The organism is Parafannyhessea umbonata (assembly GCF_012844235.1).
In the GTDB taxonomy this organism is placed as follows: domain Bacteria; phylum Actinomycetota; class Coriobacteriia; order Coriobacteriales; family Atopobiaceae; genus Parafannyhessea.
Map to the genome: position 1 here is coordinate 290,454 of NZ_JABAGR010000002.1, position 19,745 is coordinate 310,198.

Annotated in this window: 13 protein-coding genes; 12 read left to right on the forward strand and 1 reads right to left on the reverse strand. The window is 66.3% G+C overall.

The window, feature by feature from the left end:
• Positions 1-25: 25 nt before the first annotated feature.
• From HF885_RS03145 to ffh, 5 genes are read left to right on the forward strand one after another with little or no spacing between them, the layout of a single operon-like run.
• Positions 26-277 carry a phosphopantetheine-binding protein gene (locus tag HF885_RS03145; RefSeq protein ID WP_170103498.1) on the forward strand — a complete coding sequence of 84 codons (252 nt, stop codon included), beginning with the start codon at positions 26-28 and terminating at the stop codon, positions 275-277.
• Positions 278-287: 10 nt separating this feature from the next.
• On the forward strand, positions 288-992 hold the full coding sequence (gene rnc / locus HF885_RS03150; RefSeq protein WP_170103499.1) for a ribonuclease III: 705 nt from the start codon (positions 288-290) through the stop codon (positions 990-992).
• A 37-nt stretch (positions 993-1,029) separates the two neighbouring features.
• Positions 1,030-4,566, forward strand: a complete 3,537-nt coding sequence (gene smc / locus HF885_RS03155; protein ID WP_170103500.1) for a chromosome segregation protein SMC — start codon at positions 1,030-1,032, stop codon at positions 4,564-4,566.
• Position 4,567: 1 nt separating this feature from the next.
• Positions 4,568-5,473 (forward strand): signal recognition particle-docking protein FtsY, encoded by a 906-nt coding sequence (gene ftsY, locus HF885_RS03160; RefSeq protein WP_170103501.1) that lies wholly within the window; start codon positions 4,568-4,570, stop codon positions 5,471-5,473.
• A gap of 6 nt (positions 5,474-5,479) precedes the next feature.
• A complete protein-coding gene (ffh, locus tag HF885_RS03165) occupies positions 5,480-6,859 on the forward strand; it encodes a signal recognition particle protein (RefSeq protein WP_170103502.1) in 1,380 nt (459 codons plus the stop codon).
• A 359-nt stretch (positions 6,860-7,218) separates the two neighbouring features.
• Here ffh and HF885_RS03170 read toward each other — a convergent pair whose 3' ends face one another.
• Positions 7,219-8,904, reverse strand: coding sequence for a L,D-transpeptidase family protein (locus HF885_RS03170; RefSeq protein ID WP_170103503.1), 1,686 nt, complete (start codon positions 8,902-8,904; stop codon positions 7,219-7,221).
• Positions 8,905-9,011: 107 nt separating this feature from the next.
• On the opposite strand from HF885_RS03170, the gene HF885_RS03175 reads away from it, so the two are divergent.
• From HF885_RS03175 to HF885_RS03205, 7 genes are all read left to right on the forward strand, one after another.
• Positions 9,012-9,854, forward strand: a complete 843-nt coding sequence (locus HF885_RS03175; protein ID WP_170103504.1) for a TrmH family RNA methyltransferase — start codon at positions 9,012-9,014, stop codon at positions 9,852-9,854.
• A gap of 84 nt (positions 9,855-9,938) precedes the next feature.
• Positions 9,939-11,822 carry an ATP-dependent zinc metalloprotease FtsH gene (ftsH, locus tag HF885_RS03180; protein WP_170103505.1) on the forward strand — a complete coding sequence of 628 codons (1,884 nt, stop codon included), beginning with the start codon at positions 9,939-9,941 and terminating at the stop codon, positions 11,820-11,822.
• Positions 11,823-12,305: 483 nt separating this feature from the next.
• Positions 12,306-15,119, forward strand: a complete 2,814-nt coding sequence (ileS, locus tag HF885_RS03185) for an isoleucine--tRNA ligase (RefSeq protein ID WP_170103506.1) — start codon at positions 12,306-12,308, stop codon at positions 15,117-15,119.
• 7 nt (positions 15,120-15,126) lie between these two features.
• Entirely contained in the window at positions 15,127-15,642 is a 516-nt protein-coding gene (lspA, locus tag HF885_RS03190) for a signal peptidase II (protein WP_170103507.1), read from the forward strand.
• 91 nt (positions 15,643-15,733) lie between these two features.
• The gene (locus tag HF885_RS03195) at positions 15,734-16,753 is read left to right on the forward strand and encodes an RluA family pseudouridine synthase (protein WP_170103603.1); all 1,020 of its coding nucleotides are present in this window, start codon (positions 15,734-15,736) and stop codon (positions 16,751-16,753) included.
• A gap of 29 nt (positions 16,754-16,782) precedes the next feature.
• Positions 16,783-18,081, forward strand: coding sequence for a glycosyltransferase family 2 protein (locus tag HF885_RS03200; protein WP_170103508.1), 1,299 nt, complete (start codon positions 16,783-16,785; stop codon positions 18,079-18,081).
• A 96-nt stretch (positions 18,082-18,177) separates the two neighbouring features.
• Positions 18,178-19,692, forward strand: coding sequence for an IMP dehydrogenase (locus HF885_RS03205; RefSeq protein WP_170103509.1), 1,515 nt, complete (start codon positions 18,178-18,180; stop codon positions 19,690-19,692).
• Positions 19,693-19,745 lie beyond the last annotated feature (53 nt).

Genomic DNA, 19,745 nt, shown 5'->3' on the forward strand with positions numbered 1-19,745 from the left:
GAATTTTGCAACGTAAGGAGCGAACATGGAACGCGCCGAGATTACCGATAAGGTCATCGCCTGCGTCAAGGACTCGCTGGGCCTGGCGGACGACGCCGAGCTCTCCGAGGCGACGACGCTGAAGGACCTGGGCGCCGACTCGTTTGACCAGCTCGAGATCATGGTCGCGCTGGAGGAGGAGTTCGGCATCTCGCTGGAGGACGCCCTCGACGGCGGCGACATAAAGTCGGTGGACACGATCGGCCAGACGGTCGACCTCGTGCAGGCCCAGCTCTAGGGAGCGGCGCTTGAAGATGCATCAGAGGGTCGCGGCGGCGGAGAAGATCTGCGGCCACGAGTTCAAGGACAGGACGCTCATAACTTCTGCAATCACCCACCCCTCGGCCGTGGAGGGGCAGCCCGTGAGCGCCTCCTACGAGCGGCTCGAGTTCCTCGGGGACTCGATCCTGGGCGCCATGGTGGCGACGGACCTGTTCGAGGCGTTCCCGGCCCTGGACGAGGGCGGGCTCACGCGGATGAAGATCTCGCTCGTGAGCGGGAAGACGCTCTCGGAGGTCGCCGGCAGCCTGGGCGTGGGAGACGTCATCGTGTTCGGCGAGTCCGAGAAGGGCACCGGCGCGCGCGGCATGCACTCCGCGCTCGAGAACGTGTACGAGTCCATCGTGGGCGCGCTGTACCTGGACGCCGGCTACGAGGCAACGCACGACTTCGTGCGGCGCACGCTGTCGCCGTACATCTCGCCGAAGCTGGCCGAGAGGCCGATATCGCCGAAGTCGCGCCTGCAGGAGGTGACGCAGCGCGACATGCGCTGCGCCCCGGAGTACAAGCTCGAGGGCGAGGAGGGTCCGGCGCACAAGCCGACGTTCACCTCCGTCGTGCTTGTGGACGGCAAGCGCGTGGGCCGCGGCACGGGCTGCTCGAAGAAGGAGTCAGAGTCCGCGGCGGCGCTCGACGCGCTCGAGCGCATGGGCTACCAGCAGGCAGGGGAGTAGGCGCCGCGGACCGCGGCCCGGAAAGGCCAAGCACGACGTGTATCTGAAGTCGCTCACGCTCAAAGGATTCAAGTCCTTCGCGGACAAGACGCAGCTGGTGTTCGACCCCGGCCTCACGGTCGTGGTCGGGCCTAACGGTAGCGGCAAGTCGAACATATCGGACTCGATCCTGTGGGTGCTGGGCGAGCAGAGCGCGAAGATGCTGCGCGGCCAGGCGATGGAGGACGTGATCTTCTCGGGGTCGTCCGGCAGGCAGGCCGTCGGCCTGGCCGAGGTGACGATCGTACTGGACAACACCGACCACACGCTGCCGATCGACTTCTCGGAGATCGCGATCACGCGCAGGATGTACCGCTCCGGGGAGTCCGAGTACCTCATCAACGGCGCGCCGTCGCGGCTGCGCGACATCACGGACATCCTGCACGACTCCGGCCTCGGCAAGGACACCCACTCCATCATCAGTCAGGGCAAGCTGGACTCCATCCTGGCGAGCCGCCCCGAGGAGCGCCGCGAGCTGGTGGAGGAGGCCGCCGGCATATCGAAGCACCGCCGCCGCAAGGAGCGCTCGGAGCGAAAGCTGAAGGCGATGCAGGACAACCTGACGCGCGCGAAGGACATCGAGCGCGAGATCAACCGCCAGCTGCGCCCGCTGGAGCGCCAGGTGGACAAGGCGCGCCACCACCGCGACGTCACGAGGCAGCTGCAGGAGCTCGAGACGACGCTTCTTGTGGACGACCTGCGGCGGCTGCAGGACCGCTACGGCACGCTCGCCGCGCGCGGCAAGGAGGCGGACGCCGCGATCGAGCTGGCGCAGTACCGCCTGGACGAGAAGAACCGAGACCTCGAGAAGTACCAGTCCCTACTCGAGCAGAAGGGCATCTTCGTGGGGGACCTAGGCGAGCAGCGCCGCCGCATGCAGGACCTGCTGGGACGCATGGACTCTGACATGCGCCTTCTGGAGGAAAAGGGCAAGAACATGGTGGAGCGCCTCTCCGAGATGCGCATGAACCTGTCTGCCATGGAGCGACAGTCGCGCGAGGCCGCCGAGGAGCACGAGCGCGTGGAGGGCGAGTACTCAGACGCACGCGTGGAGGCGGACGACCTGCAGAAGCGCGTGAGCGAGCTTGGGCCCGCGGCTCGCGAGGCGGCGGAGCGCCGGCGACAGCTGGGCAAGCGCGTGGCGCAGCTCACGGGAGACGTGCGTGCGTCGCAGCGCACGGCGGACGCCGAGACGCTCGCGTTCGCGAAGCTGCGCGACCAGATCTTGAACGCCGAGGTCGAGGACCAGATGTTCCAGAGTCGCCTGAAGCAGATCGAGGACGGCGCCCAGACGGCGACGGAGGCGCTCGAGAGCAGGCGCGCGGAACGGGATAGGACGGAGGCGGCGCTGGCAGAGGCCCGCGAGCGGGAGGAAGGCGTTTCTCGGCGCATCCGCGAGTGCAAGGAGGCGGTGTCGAGGGCACGCTCCGCCGAGGGTGACGCGCGGGGGAGGCTGTCCTCCTCGAAGGCGACGCTTTCCGCTCTGGAGGCCGTGGACCGCCAGACTCAGAACGCGAGCGCCCTTGTGGCGGCGCTCGCGAAGGCGCGGCCGGACGCGATCGAGTGCCGCGTGGCGGACCTGTTCGAGGCTCCGGCCGAGCTGGAGGGCGTCGTGGAGTCGCTCTTGGGCGAGGATCTCTCCGCACTCGTGGCGCGCGACGCCGACGGCGTGGTGGGCCTTGTGGAGGAGGCCCTTGGCAAGAGCGCGAAGGGCGCGGCCACGATCGTGTCGCTCGACGCGGCGCCGGGGACGGCGGACGCTTCAGGTGCCCCGGGCAGGGGCGTCGCGGAGGCGCTCACGGTGAGGGACGGCGCGCACGCCCTGGTGGACGCCCTGCTGGGGGACGTGAGGCTCGTGGACGGCGTCCGCGAGGCCGTGGAGGCGCACGCGGAGGCGCCCGCGTTCACGTACGTGACGCCGCAGGGGGTGACCGTGCTGCCGGACGGGCGCACGACCGTGGGCGCGGCCTCCGGCGCGGAGCAGGGCGCGCTCGAGCGCAAACGCAGAATCCGTGCGCTGCGCGAGGCGATGCCGGGGCTCGAGGACGCGCTGTCGAAGGCCGGGGAGTCCATCGCCGTGGCCGAGCGCAAGCTTTCCGACGCGCGCGACGAGAGCGCACGCGTGAAGGGCGACGTCGCGAGGCTGAACGGCGAGCTCTCTTCCGCCACGTCAGAGGTGGGGCGCCTGGAGGCGCAGCTGAGGCAGGCGGAGAGCGAGCGCGCGCAGGTGAGCAAGAACCGCGCCGCGGCAGCGGAGCGCGCGAGCAAGGCGCGCGAGGAGGTCGAGCGCCACAAGCGAGCCGCCCAGGAGGCGGAGGATCGCACGAGCGACCTGTCGCGCCAGCTTGAGGAGGCGAGCTCCGAGCGGCAGAAGGCGTCTCGCGAGGAGAGCGAGACGGAGGGCAAGCTCTCCGACGCGAAGCTGAAGCTCGCGACCATAGTCGAGCGCAGGAACCACCTGGCCGTGCGCGAGGAGCAGCTTGCCCGCCAGGTGGCGGACCTGGAGAGGCGTCGCAGGCAGACCGAGGAGAGCTCGCGCGCGCTGGACGTGCTGCGCCTGCGCGTGGAGCCGCTGCACGCGCGCTACGAGGCCGTGCAGGAGCGCGCGCTCGCGTGGGCCGCGCGCCTGAAGGACCGTGCCTCTCTTGCCGAGGCGGACTCCGACTCGCTGAAGAAGACCATCGCGGACGCGCGCGAGGCCGTGAACCGCGCCTCGACGGAGCTCGAGGGCGCGAAGACGGCCGCGAGCGACGTGAGGGTCGAGGTGGGCAAGGTCGAGGTCCAGGTGGAGAACGCCATCAACGACATAGTGTCCCGCGGCTACGTGCTCGAGGACGCGCTCGCGCTTCCCGAGCCGGAGGACCGCGCGGAGACGGAGCGCGTCGTTTCTCGCCTGAGGCGCGAGCTCCAGAACATCGGGCCCGTGAACGAGGTCGCGATGGACGAGTACGAGCGCCTGAAGAGGCGCAGCGACTACATCGGCGAGCAGGTGGCCGACCTGGAGCAGGCGCGCAAGGCGCTCACGAAGATCACCGCGGCCATCGAGCGGAAGATGCGCCGGCAGTTCCTGATTGTCTTCGACCAGGTGAACGCGAACTTCTCGGAGATATTCTCGCTCCTCTTCCCGGGCGGCAAGGCCCACCTGGAGATGACGGACCCGGACCACCTGGACGAGACGGGCGTCGAGATCGTTGCGCAGCCGCAGGGCAAGCGCATCCAGAAGATGACGCTCATGAGTGGCGGCGAGAAGTCGCTCACGGCGCTTGCGCTCCTCTTCGCGGTGTACCGCACCAGGACGGTTCCGTTCTACGTGTTCGACGAGGTCGAGGCGGCGCTGGACGACTCGAACCTCTCGAAGCTGCTCGACGCGATCGAGCGGCTGAAGGAGACGACCCAGCTGATAGTCATTTCCCACCAGAGGCGCACCATGGAGCAGGCCGACGTGCTGTATGGCGTGTCCATGCAGGCGGACGGCGTGAGCCACGTCGTGAGCCAGCGCCTGGACAAGGAGACAGGAAAGGTGGTCGAGGCCTGACATGGGCATGTTCGACAGTCTTAAGCGCGGCCTTGCGCGATCGCGCGAGGCGCTCTCGGAAGTGTTCTACATGGGCGGCGAGGTGGACGAGGACTTCTGGGAGGACCTCGAGGACCGGCTGGTCATGGGCGACATGGGTGCCGAGGTCGCCATGCAGGTGACCGACGACCTGCGCGAGCAGGCGGCACGCGAGGGCCTGAAGTCCGCGCGCCAGCTGCGCGACGCGCTCGCGAGGCGCCTGGCAGCGGAGTTCGCCAAGGCGGAGTGCGACCCGTTCGAGGACGTGCCGTCCTGCGTGCTGTTCGTGGGCATCAACGGCGCGGGCAAGACCACGACGGTCGGCAAGCTCGCCGGCGTCGCGAGGTCCGAGGGCAAGAGCTGCCTCATCGGCGGCGCCGACACGTTCCGCGCGGCCGCGATCGAGCAGCTCGAGGTGTGGGGCCAGCGCTCCGGCGTCGAGGTCGTCACGCGCGAGCGCGGGGCCGACCCCGCGAGCGTGTGCTACGACGTGCTGGACCGTGCCGAGAAGGACGGCACCCAGCTGGTGCTTATCGATACGGCGGGCAGGCTCCACACGAGCCCGGAGCTCATGCGTGAGCTGGAGAAGGTCGTGCGCGTGACGCGCAAGCGCGCGAGCATCCCCGTGCGGGTCGTGCTCGTGATCGACGCGACGACCGGCCAGAACGGCCTGAACCAGGCGAAGGAGTTCAACTCGGCGCTCGACCTGGACGGGCTCATTGTCACGAAGCTGGACGGCACCGCGAAGGGCGGCATCGCCGTCGCGATATCGCACGACCTCAACCTCCCCATCTACCGCATCGGCGTGGGAGAGGGGATCGACGACCTTCAGACCTTTGACGCCATGGACTTCGCCCGCGCACTCGTGGGCGAGGGAGAGGGGGAGTAAGACCTCATGTTCAACAGCCTTTCCGACCGACTTCAGGACACGTTCGGCAAGCTACGCGGCAAGGGCCGCCTGACGGAGGACGACATCAACACCGCCATGCGCGAGATCCGCATGGCGCTTCTCGAGGCGGACGTGAACTACCGTGTCGTGAAGAAGTTCGTGGCGGAATGCAAGGAAAAGTGCATGACCGCCGAGGTGCTCGAATCGCTCTCGCCCGCGCAGAACGTCGTGCGCATCGTGCTGGACCAGCTGACCGAGCTCCTTGGCACGACCGAGTCGAAGCTCGTCCTCGCGCAGAACCGCACCCCGAACGTGATCATGCTCGTGGGCCTGCAGGGCTCCGGCAAGACGACCGCCGCGGCGAAGCTCGCGTTCCTGCTGAAGCGTCAGGGCCACAGCCCGCTTCTGGCCGCGTGCGACGTGCATCGTCCCGCAGCCGCCGACCAGCTCGAGACCCTTGGCAACGAGATTGGCGTGAAGGTCTATCGCGGCGACGGCAAGGACGCGGTCAAGGTCGCCCGCGAGTCCATCCAGAGCGCCGTCGACGGGCTGAACGACATCGTGATCGTGGACACGGCCGGCCGCCTGCAGATAGACGAGCAGATGATGCAGGAGGCCGTCGACATCAAGAACGCGGTGAAGCCCGATCAGGTCCTCATGGTGGTGGATGCCATGACCGGCCAGGACATCGTGAACGTGGTGAGCGAGTTCGCGAACCGCGTCGACTTCGACGGCGTCATCATGTCCAAGCTCGACGGCGACGCCCGTGGCGGCGGCGCCCTCTCGGTCCGCGAGGTCACCGGCAAACCCATCAAGTTCGTCTCGATGGGCGAGAAGCCCGACTCCCTCGAGGTGTTCCACCCCGACCGCATGGCGAAGCGCATCCTCGGAATGGGCGACGTCGTCAGCATCATCGAGGAGGCCCAGAGGGTAACGGACCAGAAGGACATCGACGACGCCGAGCGCATGCTGCGCGAGGGCTTCACGATGGACGACATGCTCACCCAGATGCAGCAGATCCGGAAGATGGGCGGACTCAAGAAGATCCTGGCATCACTCCCGGGCGGGGAGCGCGCCCTCGAGCAGGCGGGTGGCGCCGTCTCCGACGAGCAGATCACGCGCATCGAGGCCATGATCCACTCCATGACGAAGCAGGAGCGCGCGAAGCCCAAGACCATAAACGGCCAGAGGCGCAAGCGCATCGCAAAGGGCTCCGGCAGGTCCGTCCAGGAGGTGAACCAGCTCCTGAAGCAGTGGTCCGAGATGGAAAAGATGATGGGCAAGATGCGACAGCTCACCAACGGAGGCGGCAACTCCCGCAAGGCGCGCCGCCAGATGACCAACATGATGCGCAACATGGGCATGGGCGGAAAGATGCCGTTCTAGTTCGGTGCGCTCCCAAGAGTTCAGCTGCTATGGCGGACCGAATCTCCCGTTGGGGGGTTCGGCCCGTCTTTTGTTGTGAGTGTCACTCAAGATCATCCGCGGGTGTGTGCGTGGAGGCGGGGGTGCCGCGGGTACGCACCCGCGGCGAGTTTGCACGCTTCCGCAATGTCGCCCCCGGTGTGTGCGGGGGCGTTCAGGCCGCGGGTACGCACCCGCACCAAGTTCGCACGATTCTGCAAGGTCGGGCCGTGTGCGTGCAGCGCTGGCGGGCCGAGACGCACGCTTGCAAAAGAGGCGGTCGGAACCTTATGGATCCGACCACCTCGCTGGGCTCGCAGCTCGTCCTGCGCAACCTTCTTCTAGGAGTGCACCACCACGACGTCGCCAACCTTAGTCATGTCGTACAGCTGCTTTGCGGCGGCAGCGGGGAGGTTGATGCATCCGTGACTACCGTTGCCCTGGTAGACGGTGCCTCCAAACGTAGCCCTCCACGGGGCGTCGTGGAATGCCACCAGGTTGGTTATGAACGGCATCCAATAGTTCACGTGGCTCGTGTAGTCGGGCTCTCCGTCGTGGTTCTCGTCCAGTCCCTTCAGCGTCTGGTTCGTGCCCTTGTTGCCGTTGATGGAGTAGACGCCAGTGGGGGTTGCGTGGTCCTCGGTCGGGTCGCCAGAGACGAAGTCGCTCTCCCAGATGACCTTGCCTCCGTCGTAGAAGCGCACGTGCTGCTCGGTGAGGTCGACGTCCAGGTACCTGCTTCCCCAGTCGGCTCCGCCGGGATTCCATTCGGAGGCCTTCTGGGACCACGGCACGTCGAAGCTGGCCTCCTTCGCACCCTCGATGTTGGACGCGAGTGTGGAGGCGAGCTTGTCGCCGTCGACGCTCCATCCGTAGGTTCCCCCGGAGACCGTGACCTGCTTGCCGTCCGCGCGCTGGTACTTGCGCTCCGCACCGACGGTGTTGAGCGACTTCGCGAGGTCGCCGGAGGCCCACTGCTTAATGGCGTCGGTGTTGAGCGAGACGGACAGGTCGTCGCCGAACGTAATCCACTGCGCGATGGTCTTGGGCTCCACCGTCGTGACGTCCTTGCCGTTAGCGGTGAGCGTCTGCTTCGCGGCGACGTACTTGTTCGCGGTCTCGATGGCCTTGGCGAGCTCGGTGCTCTCGGAGGTGTACTTCGGCTGAACGAGCTCGGACTCGCCAAGCCCGAGGTCGGACTTGCCCTGCAGGATCGCCTTGCGAACAGCCTTCAAGACGGCGTCCGCATCCACGGCGGTCCCGGCCTTCTCCTTCACGATGACGAACTTGCCCTGCTTCTCGTCGAAGGATGCGGTGGCGCTCTGCGGCTGCGTCGCGCTCTGGTTCGCGGAGTCGACAGCCGCCTTCACGATCGCCGCGAGCTTCTCCTTGCTGTAGCTCACGTCCGCCTTCGCCGAGAGGTCGTTTCCGGTGAAGATGCTCACGGGCCATGCCCAGACGTTCACCTTCGACATGGTGTCCGCGGCGTACGCCGAGGTGTCGAACTTAAGGTCGATGTCCTTGCCCGTGAGCGAGAGGCTCACGTTGTCCCCGCTGGCGGAAAGCGAGTAGCTGCTCAGCTTGTCGGACATCTCCCTCGCGACGGCATCCGTGGTCTTGAACGCGACGGACTCGCCGTTGATGGTGGTGTTCGGCATGTAAATGTGGGACCAAAGGGCGCATCCGCCCAGATAGACAGCGCAGACGGCTCCCAAGGCGATAGCCACCGCCTTTCCGTGGCCGCCTTTGCGGCCGCGCGAGGCAGTGCCCTGCTCGTGGATGCGCATCGCCTCCTGGTCAAGGTGCGGGTCATGCGCCGCGACGGCGCCCGTCGCGGGCATCGCGGGTGCCGGTTTCGTGGTGGTCCTTCCCGCCCGGGTCCCGTTTGCGGGCTGGCTGAAGTGCGAGCCGCGCGCTGCCCTGCCAGAGGGCTTGGCTCCTTGCCGCGACGAGGGTTGTACGACCTTCTCGCCCCGCGCGTTGATGACGTCGATGCGCTGGCGCTGCGGTCTCTGCTTGTCGGTCACGTTATGCCTCTGATTCCATGGTCGATGCGGCTCCTTTGGGGCCGCGGATTCTCAGGGTTACAATTCTATCCAAACGGCTCGGCCTCTAACGAATGGTGACGAACTCAATGGCAATTTCACGCATCAAAGACCTCTCCGACAGTCGGCTCGATCCCTACCTGCGCCTTTCCGAGCGTCAGCTCAGGAGCGTCCTTCATCCGGACGAGGCCCTCGTGATACTGGAATCCCTGTTCGTGATCAAGCTCGCGTTCGAGAGGGGATTGGACGTGGTGTCGGTTCTGGTGGACGAGCGCCACGTGGACGCGCTGGAGCGCGCCGTTCCCCGCCTGGGCGAGAAGGACGTGGACGTCCTGGTCGCGGATAGGGGCCTGCTGAGCCAGGTGACGGGCTTCAACGTCACGAGGGGCTACATGGCGGCCGCGCGCCGGCCGGCCGCGAGGGGCCTTCGCGACGTGCTCGAGGGCGCGCGGTCCGTCGCGGTGCTCGAGGGCCTTGTGGACGTGAGCAACCTGGGGGCGATCTTCAGGAACGCGGCCGCCCTGGGCGTTGACGGCATCGTGCTCGCGCCGGAGTGCGCAGACCCCCTCAACAGGCGCGCGGTGCGTGTGTCAATGGGGAACGTGTTCCTGGTGCCATGGGCCGTCGCTCCTCGCCCGTGGCCGGGGGCGCTTCTGGGCGAGCTTCGCCAGAGGGGGTTCGAAACGGTTGCGATGGCGCTGGACGAGAGGGCCGTGCGCATGGACGACCCGTCGCTTCGGAACCCGTCGCTTCGGAAGAGCCAGGGGACGGCGCTCTTCTTCGGGACGGAGGGCACGGGGCTCACGCGGCCGGTGCTCGACGGCGTGGACCGGACCGTAATCATCCCCATGGCGCGCGGGGTGGACTCGCTCAACGTAGCGGCAAGCTCCGCGGTTGCGTTCTGGGAGCTGTTTGCGCGCCGTCGTGGCTAAAGACCCTACCTTTGGGTATGAATGGGAAAAGTCGTGCGGCCCGCAGGGTGGCCGCACAGTGCGGACAAACCGATTAGGACGGATATGGACGACAAGAAGAAGCGACAATCGATGATCGTGTACCTGATCATCGCCATCGCGCTTGCAATCGGCCTGCGTGCGTACCTGTACCCCAGCATCACGCAGTCCCAGGTACAAGAGGTGAGCTACAGCCAGTTCATCGACATGGTGGACGACGGGGACGTGAAGACCGTCAAGCTGAACACCGGCGACAGCAAGATCAGGTTCACGACCGACAAGGAGGGCGTGACCTACGAGACCACGCAGTTCCCGAACGACTCGGGGCTCGTGAAGCGCCTGCGCAATGCCGGCGTGAAGTTCTCGGCCGAGATTCCCGACGACAGCGACGACCTGTGGCTGTACATGATCTTGAGCTACATCCTTCCCATCGCGATCATCTTCGGCGGCGGCTACCTCCTGAACAGGAGGCTGCGCAAGCAGATGGGTGACGACGGACCCTCCATGAACTTCGGCGGCGGCTTCGGCATGGGCGGAGGGCTCGGCCGCTCGAACGCCAAGGAGGTCAAGGGCAAGGAGACCGGCGTCACGTTCAAGGACGTCGCCGGGCAGGATGAGGCGAAGGAGTCGCTGCAGGAGATCGTGAACTTCCTCGCCCACCCCGAGAAGTACGCGGCCATCGGCGCCCGCTGCCCGCGCGGCGCGCTGCTCGTTGGTCCTCCGGGCACGGGCAAGACGCTGCTTGCGAAGGCGGTCGCCGGCGAGGCGGACGTCCCGTTCTTCCAGATCTCGGGTTCCGAGTTCGTCGAGATGTTCGTGGGCCGCGGTGCCGCGAAGGTGCGCGACCTCTTCAAGCAGGCAAACGAGAAGGCACCGTGCATCGTGTTCATCGACGAGATCGACACCATCGGCAAGAAGCGCGGCGTCTCGATCAACTCGAACGACGAGCGCGAGCAGACGCTCAACCAGCTCCTGACCGAGATGGACGGCTTCGACAACCACAAGGGCATCGTCGTGCTCGCCGCGACGAACCAGCCCGACGTGCTGGACCCGGCGCTGCTGCGCCCCGGCCGCTTCGACCGTCGCATCCCCGTCGAGCTACCGGACCTCGTGGGCCGCGAGGCGATCCTGAAGCTTCACGCGAACGACGTGAAGATGGAGCCCGGCATCGACTTCGGCTTCGTGGCGCGCACCACGCCGGGAGCCTCCGGCGCCGACCTCGCGAACATCATCAACGAGGCGGCTCTCAGGGCCGTCCGCATGGGCCGCTCCCGCGTGACGCAGGAGGACATCACGGAGTCCGTCGACGTGGTCATCGCGGGCGAGAAGAAGAAGTCCACGGTGCTGAACGACCACGAGAAGGAGGTCGTCGCGTATCACGAGACCGGCCACGCCATCGTCGCGGCCGTCCAGGACGGCAAGACGCCCGTCTCGAAGATCACGATCGTTCCGCGCACGTCCGGAGCGCTCGGCTTCACCATGCAGGCGGAGGAGGACGAGCACTACCTCACGACGCGCGAGGAGTACGAGCAGCGCATCGCGGTGCTGTGCGGCGGCCGCGCAGCAGAGGAGCTCATCTTCGGACACATGACGTCCGGTGCCGCGAACGACATCGAGAAGGCGACGAAGATCGCGCGCGCCATGGTGACGCAGCTCGGCATGTCCGACAAGTTCGGCATGGTGGCGCTCGGCGAGTCCCGCAACCGCTACCTCGGCGGAGGCACGGAGCTCACGTGTTCCGACGCGACGGCGACCGAGATCGACAACGAGGTGACGGCCATCGTGGAGAAGGGCCATCAGACTGCCCTGAAGACCCTGCGCGACAACCGCTTCAAGCTCCACGAGATCGCGCACTACCTCCAGAAGAAGGAGACCATTACGGGCGAGGAGTTCATGAACATCCTCAACCGCGACGACGGCTTCGCACCGAAGTACGGAAGCGAGCAGTAGCCCGGACCCCTCGGCAGGGGGGCGCAGGCGCAGAGACTTAGACGGGGCCCCGCGGCGTGCGGGACCCCGTTTTTGTCTGGGCGAGAGGGACAGTCCTTCTCGCCCGGCGCTAGCCCCGGGTATGCAGAATGTCAATTTAGTTGTCGGCCCGCGCCACGATTGTTCCGCGAACGGCCGGCAAGTGCTATCATTCGGCGTGCTGCGTTGATGGGGAGAGTACCTTGGACGGGGCGGCCAAGAGAGAGCGGGGACGGTGGGAGCCCGCGGTCGCGTTCAGGGGAAGATCACCCCGGAGCTGCGGTCCGAAAGCCGGTGGCGCCGGCAAGTAGGCGCCGCCGGAGAGACCGCCGACACAGGTCTACCGAGTAAGGCGGAAATCCGCTCGCTGGGTGGTCACAAGCGAAGTGTAATCGGAGCGCTTCGTCCCAGCAGGAGGGACGGGCGCTCCTTTTCGTGGGTGCCCAGGAAAGGGAAGGACACGAGGTGGCAAACAAGTACAAGAAGACGATGAACTTGCCCAAGACCAAGTTCTCGATGCGGGCCGGCCTCGCCCAGCACGAGCCCGAGAGGCTCAAGGGCTGGGACGAGAACGACGTCTATGGCCAGCTGCTCAAGAAGAATGAGGGGCACGAGAAGTTCGTGCTCCACGACGGACCCCCGTACGCCAACGGCCCGATCCACCTTGGCCACGCCCAGAACAAGATCTCTAAGGACATCATCAACCGCTACTGGTCGATGCGTGGATACCAGACGCCGTACGTGCCCGGCTGGGACTGCCACGGACAGCCGATCGAGCACAAGGTCGAGCAGATGCTCGGGACCGATAAGTTCAACCAGCTCCCCACGGTGAAGATCCGCGAGCTGTGCCGCAAGATGGCCGTAGAGCAGGTCGACACCCAGCGCCAGGGCTTCAAGCGCCTGGGCGTCCTGGGCGAGTGGGGAAACCCCTACCTCACCTACACGCACGACTACGACGCGACCGACGTGGAGATCTTCAAGGCGATCTTCGACAAGGGCGCCATCTACCGCGGCCGCAAGCCCGTGCACTGGTGCACGCATTGCCACACGGCGCTCGCCGAGGCCGAGATCGAGTACGGCGACGAGGTCAGCCCCGCCATCTTCGTGCGCTTCGAGATGACGACGGTTCCCGAGGGCCTCGAGGCCTACGAGGGCAGGCTCTGGGTCGACATCTGGACGACGACCCCGTGGACCCTTCCCGCCGACGACGCCGTCATCCTGCACCCCGAGGCAGACTACGTCGCGGTCGTCGTGGACGGCCGCGCCGAGATCATGGCGGAGGCGCTCGTCGAGAAGGACTGCGAGAAGTTTGGCTACGAGTCCTTCGAGCTCGCCCGCCGCGCCGACGGCGAGGTGTGGCGCATGTCCGGAACGGACCTCTGCCACAACAAGTACAAGCAGCCGATCTTTGGCGGCCAGGGCGTCGAGGGCGAGTTCATCTATGCGGACTATGTCACGCTCGACGACGGCACCGGCATCGTCCACACCGCGCCCGGTCACGGCGTCGACGACTACAACGCGGGCATGCGCTTCAACATCCCCGTCGTGATGCCCGTCGACGACGACGGCAACTTCTACAGGGGCGACGGCATGGGCACGGGCGGCCCGTGGTCCGGAATGAACGTGAACGACGCGAACCCCAAGATCATCGAGTGGCTCCAGGAGCGCGGCACGCTCATCCTGCACGAGGACATCACGCACAGCTACCCGCACTGCTGGCGCTGCAAGCAGCCCGTCATCTTCCGCGCCACGAGCCAGTGGTTCGTCTCGATGGACAAGACCGGCCTGCGCAAGGATGCCCTCCGCGAGCTCGAGAAGGTCAAGTTCTACCCCGCGCACTCCCGCAACCGCATCACCTCTATGGTCGAGGGCAGGCCTGACTGGTGCATTTCTCGCCAGCGCAACTGGGGCGTGCCCATCCCTGCCTTCACCTGTCAGGACTGCGGCGAGACCGTCATGAACGACGACACGCTCGACAAGGTGATCGAGCTCTTCCGCAGGGAGGGCTCCGACGCCTGGTTCACCGAGGACCCCGCGAGCTACCTGGGCGACGCCTGCGTATGCCCCAAGTGCGGCAGCCACCACCTGAAGGCGAACAAGGACATCCTCGACGTCTGGTGGGACTCCGGCGTCAGCCACACCGCCGTCTGCAAGCACCGCGGCTACCTCAAGTTCCCGGCGGACGTGTACCTGGAGGGCTCCGACCAGCACCGCGGCTGGTTCATGAGCTCGCTCATGACGTCGGTCGGCGCGTACGACAAGGCGCCGTACAAGGCCGTCATCAGCCAGGGCTTCACGCTCGACGGCCAGGGCCGCAAGATGAGCAAGTCGCTCGGCAACGTCATCGACCCGAACAGCGTGTGCGACAACGAGGGCGCCGACGTCCTGCGCCTGTGGCTCGCGTCCGTCGACACCTCCGTGGACGTCCCGTGCGATGACACGATCCTCTCGCACGTCGGCGACGCGTACCGCAAGATCCGCAACACCCTGCGCTTCCTGCTCGGTGAGCTCGAGGGCCAGTTCGACCCGGCGACGGACGGCCTGCCGTTCGACGAGCTCGAGCCGTTCGACAAGCTGACGCTCGCCCACATGTGCGAGGTCCACGACGTCGTGACGAAGGCATACTCCGAGTACCGCTTCAACGTGGTGTACCGCAACCTGTACGACTACGTGACGGAGCTGTCCAACGGCTACCTCAACGCCACAAAGGACCGCACGTACTGCGGCGGAAAGGGCACGCACGAGCGCCTGTCCGCGCAGACGACGTGGGCGCACATCCTCACGATGCTCGTCCACGACCTGCAGCCCGTCCTCGTGTACACCACGGACGAGATCATGCAGTACCTGCCGGAGTCCATGCGCGACGGCCAGACGTACGCCGCCCTTCTGGACTGGTACCAGAACCCCGTCGACGAGGACGTGTACCAGGGCCTTCTGCCCGCGTACCGGGCGCTCGTCGAGGCGCGCGGCGCGTTCACCAAGGCCTACGAGGAGGCCGCGGCGTCCGGCGTCTTCGAGGAGAAGACGACGCAGGCGGCCCGCGCGGAGCTGACGCTCCCGCAGGAGCAGTACGACGTGCTCGCGCAGACCGGTTGCGACCTGGCGGAGGCTTTCGTGTGCTCCGACGTGTGCATGCACGCCGGCGAGGAGCTTTCCTGCGAGGTGCTTCCCGCCAACGGCGAGAAGTGCCCGCGCTGCTGGAACTGGCGCGAGCTCGGCGAGGACGGCCTGTGCGAGAGGTGCCACGACGTCGTGGCGCAGCTCGCGGACGAGGAGTAGCGGTAGCGTGGTAGCGACGAGCAAGGTTTCGGCAAGGGGCACCCGGGCGATCGTGTTCTGGGTCGCCGTGTGCCTCGTGCTGGTGCTTGACCAGACCACAAAGCTCGCGGTGCGCTCCGTCCTGCGCGTGGGGGAGCGCCAGACCCTCGTCCCGGGGGTGCTGGACCTCCTGTACGTGAAGAACGACGGCGCGGCCTTCAGCCTCGGTCGTGGGGCGGGACCGCTGTTCGTGCTCATCGCGGCCGCCGTCGTGTGCGTGGCGTTCGCGTACGTGTGGCGCGAGGACATACCCCTGTCGCTCGTGCTGCCCGTCGCGTGCGTCGCGGGTGGCGGCGTCGGCAACATGGTCGACAGACTGTGCGCCGGCTACGTCACGGACTTCCTCGCGACCTCGTTCGTCGACTTCCCGGTGTTCAACGTCGCCGACATCTTCGTGACGTGCGGCATCGTGTGCGCGCTTGTCGCGTACAACGTGTGGGAGTCCGGGCGCGAGCGCGCAAACGCGGACGCCGGCGGCAGGTAGCGGGCGTCAAGACACAACGCAAGCCCAAGGCGTGGGTCCGGCTTCGTCCGGGCCCACGCCCGTGCAAAGGAGAGGAACGGGTGAGAAGGACATGGCCGTCATCGTGAACGCCCTCGTGGGCCCGGAGTCAGACGGGCTGAGACTCGACACGTTCCTCGCGAGCGTGGACGGATGCCCTTCTCGCAGTGCGTGCGCAAAGCTCGTCGCGGCAGGCGAGGTCACCATAAACTCGACGCTCGCGACGTCCAAGAGCGAGACCGTGTGCCTTGGGGACCGCATCCAGGCGCGCCTTCCCGATCCGGAGCCCGAGGACGGGGCGCTCGCGCCCAACCCGTCCATCCCGCTCGACGTGCGCTTCGAGGACGACCACCTCATCGTGCTTTCCAAGCAGGCGGGGCTCGTGTGCCACCCCAGCCCGGGCCACGTGGACGACACGCTCGCGAACGCGCTCGTCGCGCGCTGCGGCTACGGGCACCTCGGCATGCTGCAGGGGGACGACAGGCCCGGCATCGTGCACCGGCTCGACATGGACACCTCCGGCCTCATGGTGTGCGCTAAGGACGACGCCACGCAGAAGGCGCTGCAGGACCTCATCCGCCTGCGCGTGCTCGACAGGCGCTACGTCACGCTCGTGCACGGCTACGTCGCGCCGGACTCCGGTACCATCACCACGGGCATCGCGCGCTCGCGTCGCGACCGGCTCCGCATGACGGTCTCGGACGACCCGGGTGCGCGCGAGGCCATCACGACGTTCCGCACGCTCGAGCGCTTCGAGGCCGGCAGGTTCGACGAGGGCTTCTCGCTTCTGGAGTGCCACCTCTACACCGGGCGCACGCACCAGATCCGCGTGCACATGCGTCACGCGGGCCATCCCTGCGTTGGGGACCAGCTCTACGGCCGCGGCGACGACCGCACCAACATGGGGTTGCGTCGCCAGTTCCTGCACTCGTGGCACATCCGCTTCGACCACCCCGTTACTGGAGAGACCATCGAGCTTGCGGACCGCCTGCCCCCCGACCTCTCGTCTGTACTAGAATCGCTACATGACCGCTCTATGGGCCGCACCCAAGCGGGGGAGAAGATCTGCCCCCTGCTCGTGGCAGGGTCCTAGGGCCACCATCAGTTGTGGAAGGATGCCGCGTGGAACTGGCCAGGCTCGGGACGACCCCCATCACAGTCTTCAACAACCTCGTGGGGGCCCTCTTCACGCTCGCATACCTCTACCAGGTCTTCTATACCATCTGGGTCATGATTCGCGGAGAGGTGAAGCTGCCCGTCGCGAAGAGGAGCCACTCGTACGCGTTCGTCATCGCGGCGCACAACGAGGAGTCGGTCATCGGCAACCTCGTGCGCTCCATCAAGGCGCAGCGCTACGACGGCCTCATAGACTGCTACGTCGTAGCGGACGCGTGCACGGACCGGACGGTGGAGGTCGCCCGGGAGGCCGGCGCCATCGTGTGGGAGCGAAACGACCTCGCACGACGTGGCAAGAGCTGGGTGTTGGACTTCGCGTTCGACAGGATACTGAACCAGCAGGAGTGCCCGTACGAGGGCTTCTTCGTGATGGATGCCGACAACGTGATCTCGCCGGACTACGTCGAGATCATGAACAAGGCCTTCGACCAGGGGTTCCTCGTCTGCACGAGCTACCGCAACTCCAAGAACTTCGACTCAAGCTGGGTGAGCGCGGGCTACTCGCTCTGGTTCATGCGCGAGTCGCGCTACCTCAACAACGCGCGCATGCTGCTGGGGACGAGCTGCGCGATCTCGGGGTCCGGCTGGCTCGTCTCGGCGTCCATCATCCGCGGGATGCACGGCTGGATGTTCCACACGCTCACGGAGGACCTCCAGTTCACGGCGTTCTGCGCTTCTCACAACATAAGGATCGGCTATGCGCCGGCGGAGTTCTTCGACGAGCAGCCGACTGACTTCAAGACGTCGTGGACGCAGCGCATGAGGTGGTCGCGCGGCGGATACCAGGTGTTCTTCTCGTACTGGCGAGACCTCGTGCGCGGCATCTTCAGGGGGCACTTCTTCGCGTCGTACGACATGCTCATGACCATGTCGCCCGCGATGTTCCTCACCATCATCTCCGTGTTCGTGAACCTCGCGTACCTCATCATCGGCACGGCGAGCCGCGGCTTCATCGCGACGCAGAGCGAGCTCGGCGCGTGCGTGGGGTCTATCGTGACCACGCTCGTGTCCTCGTATGGGATGTTCTTCCTCATGGGGCTCGTCACCACGATATCGGAGCGCAGACACATCCACGCGCGCAGCCGCTGGCGCGTGATCGCGAACGTATTCACGTTCCCCATATTCGAGCTCTCGTACATCCCCATCAACGTGGTGGCCCTGTTCAAGAAGGTCGACTGGGTGCCCGTGAAGCACGACATCGCGGTTAACTTTGATGAGGTGGTGAGTGACGGTGGCACAAGGTAGTTCGTACCTGCCACAAGGTGCTACAATCGGTCAAATCGTATCGGCGGCGTGAGCAAACGAGTCGACAAACGGCATATGGAGTAAAGGAGATTGCGCATGGCAACGTTCTTCGAGGGGGAATCCCACACCTTCTCTGAGTACCTACTCGTCCCTGGTTATTCCTCTCGGGAGAACATCCCGGCAAACGTCTCGCTCGAGACCCCGCTCGTGAAGTTCAAGCGCGGCGAGGAGCCGGCCATCAAGATGCACATCCCCATGGTGTCCGCGGTCATGCAGGCAGTTTCCGGCCCGCGCCTGGCCATCGCCCTCGCCCAGCAGGGCGGCATCTCGTTCATCTACCAGTCGCAGACCCCGGAGGACGAGGCCGCGATGGTGCGCGAGGTGAAGACGTACAAGGCCGGCTTCGTGGTGTCCGACTCCACGCTCACCCCTGACATGACGCTGCAGGACGTGCTCGACATCCGCGACCGCACGGGTCACACCACGATGCCCGTCACCGCGGACGGCACGCCGCACGGCAAGTTCTGCGGCATCGTCACCTCCCGTGACTACCGCGTCTCCCGCGACGACCGCAACAAGAAGGTCGCGGAGTTCATGACGCCGGCGGCCGAGTGCGTGACGACTGACACGAGCACGTCGCTCAAGATCTGCAACGACATCATCTGGGACCACAAGATCAACACGCTGCCCGTCGTCGACAAGAACGGCAACCTGTCCTCGCTCGTGTTCCGCAAGGACTACGACTCCCACAAGTCCCGTCCGGACGAGCTGCTCGACGAGCACAAGCGCTACGTCGTCGGCGCCGGCATCAACACGCGCGACTATGAGGAGCGCGTGCCCCTGCTGGTGGAGGCCGGCGCGGACGTGCTGTGCATCGACTCCTCCGAGGGCTACTCCGAGTGGCAGAAGCTCACCCTGGACTGGATTCGCGAGCGCTACGGCGACGCGGTCAAGGTCGGCGCGGGCAACGTCGTCGATGCCGATGGCTTCCGCTACCTCGCTGAGGCAGGCGCGGACTTCGTAAAGGTCGGCATCGGCGGCGGCTCCATCTGCATTACCCGCGAGCAGAAGGGCATCGGCCGCGGACAGGCGTCCGCCCTCATCGACGTGTGCCGCGCGCGTGACGAGTACTTCAAGGAGACGGGAGTGTACGTCCCCGTTTGCTCCGACGGTGGCATCGTGTACGACTACCACATGACGCTTGCGCTCGCCATGGGCGCGGACTTCCTCATGCTCGGCCGCTACTTCGCGCGCTTCGACGAGTCCCCGACCCGTCGCCTGAACGTGAACGGCAACTACGTGAAGGAGTACTGGGGCGAGGGCTCCGCACGTGCCCGCAACTGGGCCCGCTACGACATGGGTGGCGCGAAGAAGCTCTCGTTCGTCGAGGGCGTCGACTCCTACGTCCCGTACGCCGGCCCGCTGAAGGACAACGTGGACCAGTCGCTCACCAAGGTCCGCTCCACGATGTGCAACTGCGGCGCGCTTACGCTCGAGGAGCTGCGCGACAAGGCGAAGATCACGCTCGTCTCTTCCACCTCGCTCGTCGAGGGCGGCGCGCACGACGTCATCCTGAAGGACTCCGACTCCAGCACGAACTTCAGGTCGTAGTGCAAATCCGCGTCTAGCCGCGGGCGCCCGACTGATGTAGCATTGACCCACCG